5 protein-coding genes are annotated in these 3,598 nt (G+C 30.8%); all 5 read right to left on the reverse strand.

Annotated features, from left to right (window positions below; translation table 11 throughout):
• A partial coding sequence (locus tag ACW2QF_RS08110) for an LD-carboxypeptidase (protein ID WP_455715498.1) occupies positions 1 to 789 on the reverse strand: 789 nt, incomplete at its 3' end.
• 54 nt (positions 790 to 843) lie between these two features.
• Positions 844 to 1,395: a DUF3592 domain-containing protein gene (locus ACW2QF_RS08115; RefSeq protein ID WP_455715499.1), complete on the reverse strand. Its 552-nt coding sequence runs from the start codon at positions 1,393 to 1,395 to the stop codon at positions 844 to 846.
• A 107-nt stretch (positions 1,396 to 1,502) separates the two neighbouring features.
• Positions 1,503 to 2,084, reverse strand: coding sequence for a PIN domain-containing protein (locus tag ACW2QF_RS08120; protein WP_455715500.1), 582 nt, complete (start codon positions 2,082 to 2,084; stop codon positions 1,503 to 1,505).
• A gap of 379 nt (positions 2,085 to 2,463) precedes the next feature.
• Positions 2,464 to 2,958: a 2-oxoacid:acceptor oxidoreductase family protein gene (locus ACW2QF_RS08125; RefSeq protein WP_455715501.1), complete on the reverse strand. Its 495-nt coding sequence runs from the start codon at positions 2,956 to 2,958 to the stop codon at positions 2,464 to 2,466.
• Between the two features lie 7 nt (positions 2,959 to 2,965).
• The coding region (locus ACW2QF_RS08130) for a thiamine pyrophosphate-dependent enzyme (RefSeq protein WP_455715502.1) at positions 2,966 to 3,598 on the reverse strand (633 nt) is incomplete at its 5' end.

A 3,598-nucleotide genomic window follows, 5' to 3' on the forward strand; every position in this document is an offset into this window, starting at 1 on the left:
CCCTATCTCATTAGTTATAGCAATCGGAATGTTATCTCCCGCATATAGCTTTACTAAATCAATTATATTAGGATTACATGCCTCCTCTTCCATATTCGTAAATGTTCCTAATATAATTCCATTTATTTGACCAAATACATCCATCTGCTTTAGTTGATTTAAATATGTTACCATTTGAGGTACTACTCCACTATAACTTTCTAATAGCAGTACTTTACCCGCCATATTTGGCCAATACTGTGTACCTGCCAATTTAAGTAGACATCTAATATTCCCACCAACCACGATACCATGTATGCTATCTTTTTGCAAAAGCTCATAGTCAAATGAAAACAAGTCGTTTCTGTCACTAAATATTGTGTTTGTAAAATTACTAATTTGATTTTCACTGTCACTATAAATCAAATTTCTTACTTGGTACAAAACAGATGTTTTCCCGGTCTTAGCATATATTGCATTAATAATAGTAGTAAGATCACTATATCCCCAAAAGCTTTTATTTGCCTGTGAGATTAATTCAAAATCTAAATACGGTAGTATTTCATTTGCAATATCTCCACCTGAAATATCAAAAATTGCTTTGATTTCATCATCTCTGTAATAATCCATTAGACTTTCAGCTCGTTCTTTTTCTGTACCATTAAACACTGAATATTTTTCAAATATTTGATCGCTAAAAATTGGGATTAAACCTATTTGTAATAATGTCTTCTCCAATATATTAATTTTTTCTTTATATCTAAGATGTTGCCCATTTGAGCAACATACAACTTTACTTTGCTTTTCCATAACTTTCTCCTGAACTTTCCTTTTTTGCGAAAGATTATACAATAGTATAAGTAATTAGCGATAATCACAAAACATTGCCCCATTAGAAATTGATAATTCTTCAACTGCAACATAATATTCTTTCGGTTTATCACGATTTACGTATACTGGTACTTGTAATCCTATGTACTGATCCGGATTTTCCCATACATTACCACTACGATATAAGTATGTAACTCCAGTTATTTCATCAATATATTTACAATCCAAACGATATGGATACTTTCTATTTACTTGAACCTGATAATTTATAATTGCCCCTATCACTTCTGCATAATACTTACGACCATTTTCAATCAGCCTCTTCTTTTTCTTCTTATTTCGCATAGTAACAAGCAAAAAGACAGCTCCGATTATTGCAAATATTCCACCGATACTACAATATATAATTTTAAATAATGGAATATCTAAATTATTCGTTGATACAATAACTAATCCTTGCTTACGAAATATTTTTATTATCAATTCACTAACTGCACCACCAATGGTTAAAACTAAGCCAAGTACTAAGAAAATCCAGCCCAGTATGACAATTACATAATTACTACTCTTTTTCCTACCTCTCATTTCCGATGCCTCCCTTTCTAAATAAAAATCTCATTTCCCTAATTTGCTTCCTTACGATATTGTTTCATCGATTACTTCTTAGCATGTACTGGGATGCTATTTTCAAATTATTTATCTTTTTTATCATTCAGAATAGGTTTTATTACATTATATATTTCACTTGCTTTTTTATTATCTTTGCTAGGATACTGTTTCATCAAAGCATTATTAATTCCTTGCTTTGTTTTATATTGTTGAATAAACTTAACAACTACATCTATTACTTCTTTGTCTTTTATTATTTGTTCCACTTGAGTTTTTAATTTATTTAATTCACTCTTTTCGTTTTTTCCTGAGACATCTATCACAAGAGAAACCTCAATTTTTCTTTTTTTCCAATAATCTACCAAACTCAAAAAACCTTGATCTTTTGACACTATACTATATGAAACTGCTTTCCCTGTATTTTCGTGAATTATATATCCCAAATATGTTGCTAATTGGAAATCTAGCGCATTTTTACTCCCAACATCAACCTTTTGATATACTATAGTTGCTTGCGATTCATTAATTCTTTTATGTAAATCAAAAGTAAGACTATCCGCATTCTTGCTATAAAAGATACAGACAACATCGTCTTCATATAGTTTACTTATTCCATCTAAACCATGTGTTTTAACATTTTCATAATCAATCAAATAATAATTCATATTAAAACCACCTCATTTCCTTTCTAATAAACTTCCTATGTATGCAATATCTTGAATCTTATTAAGTCTATTATAACACACCAATGTATTCCAAAAAAGAGTAAAAAAGGCTATAGGCTACAATCATTTTTTCTCCAATCTACTTCTTTCATACACAGGCCTGTTGTGTTTTAGATATATTATACTCCCAATCAATAAAATCCAATTGGAACAACAGTCTTTACTAGTTCTAAGAACTTTTCAGGATCTTGGAAACTTGCGTGTGCCCCATATCAGGAGCAATAATAACATAGATATTAAAATGCCCTAGATTATAACAATTAATCTAGGACATTTTACTTTGGGGCACTAATAATTTATTTACCTTTATTGAATTCTATTATACTCTTGTCAGCGTTGAACTATATCCATCACCTTCTGGATACGCCCAAGCCCCTTCATTGATATTACCATCAACATCAAAATAGCCGTGTTTAAAGGCTATTATAAATTTATCTATATAGTCTTTCTTTATTTCTTTTTTGATTGTTTCAATACAACAATCGTATTCATACTCCAATTGACTGCATACTCTTCCTAATAACACCATATTGATACACCTTCTGTCTTGTGATTTTCTTATTATTTCATCTGTATCAATAGATAATATGTTATTCACATCTATAAGTATATCCGCCTTACCTTTCTCAATAACAGGGCTATATACTTTTTCTCCAATAGTAACATGTGCCTCAACATTGCCTCCTCTTTGAGACATTCCGTGAATTTCTGATACTTTAACATCAAATCCAGAATTCATAGCAATGTTTCCTAAAACTCTTGCACTTGTTACTACTCCTTGTCCACCAATTCCTGCAATTATAATATTGGGCATTATTCTGTTACACCTTCTTTCCGCAGATAATACATTGTCCCTTAATAATTATCACTGATAGACTCTCGCATTGACATTCTGAAAGTATTGTATTTCTTAATTCATTCTTATTGTACGCAGATACCTCATGTATGTTTTTTATCCCAATTGCACTGCACAACGAAGCGATTTTAACAGGTTCAACTTTATCACCTTTTAATGTATAACCAGTAGATGGATGATCTTGATGTCCAGTCATCGCTGTTGTTGAATTATCTAATATTAACACCGTACCACATGACTGATTATAATACATATTTATCAACGCATTTATTCCCGTGTGAAAAAATGTTGAATCACCAATTGTTGCTACCCAATTCTTAATATAATCTTTTCCTTTTGCCTTTTCTATTCCATGCAGCATAGAAATACTTGCACCCATGCATACTGTTGTATCCATACTTTCATATGGTAATAAAGCACCTAATGTATAACACCCTATATCTCCAGCAACATTTAATCCTAATTCATGAAGGATAGTAAATACGACATGATGTGGGCATCCTTGGCAAAAAGTTGGTGATTTTTTATCATTTAACTCATTTTCTTCAAAATTTATATCCTCAATAATATGCTTTACTATATTAATACTATATTCTCC

It is taken from the genome of Anaerosporobacter sp. (assembly GCF_965301125.1).

Coding starts and splice junctions, on each gene's coding strand:
- ACW2QF_RS08115 (WP_455715499.1), bottom strand. CDS start 1,395: ATGAGAGGTAGGAAAAAGAGTAGTAATTATGTAATTGTCATACTGGGC.
- ACW2QF_RS08125 (WP_455715501.1), bottom strand. CDS start 2,958: ATGCCCAATATTATAATTGCAGGAATTGGTGGACAAGGAGTAGTAACA.
- ACW2QF_RS08120 (WP_455715500.1), bottom strand. CDS start 2,084: ATGAATTATTATTTGATTGATTATGAAAATGTTAAAACACATGGTTTA.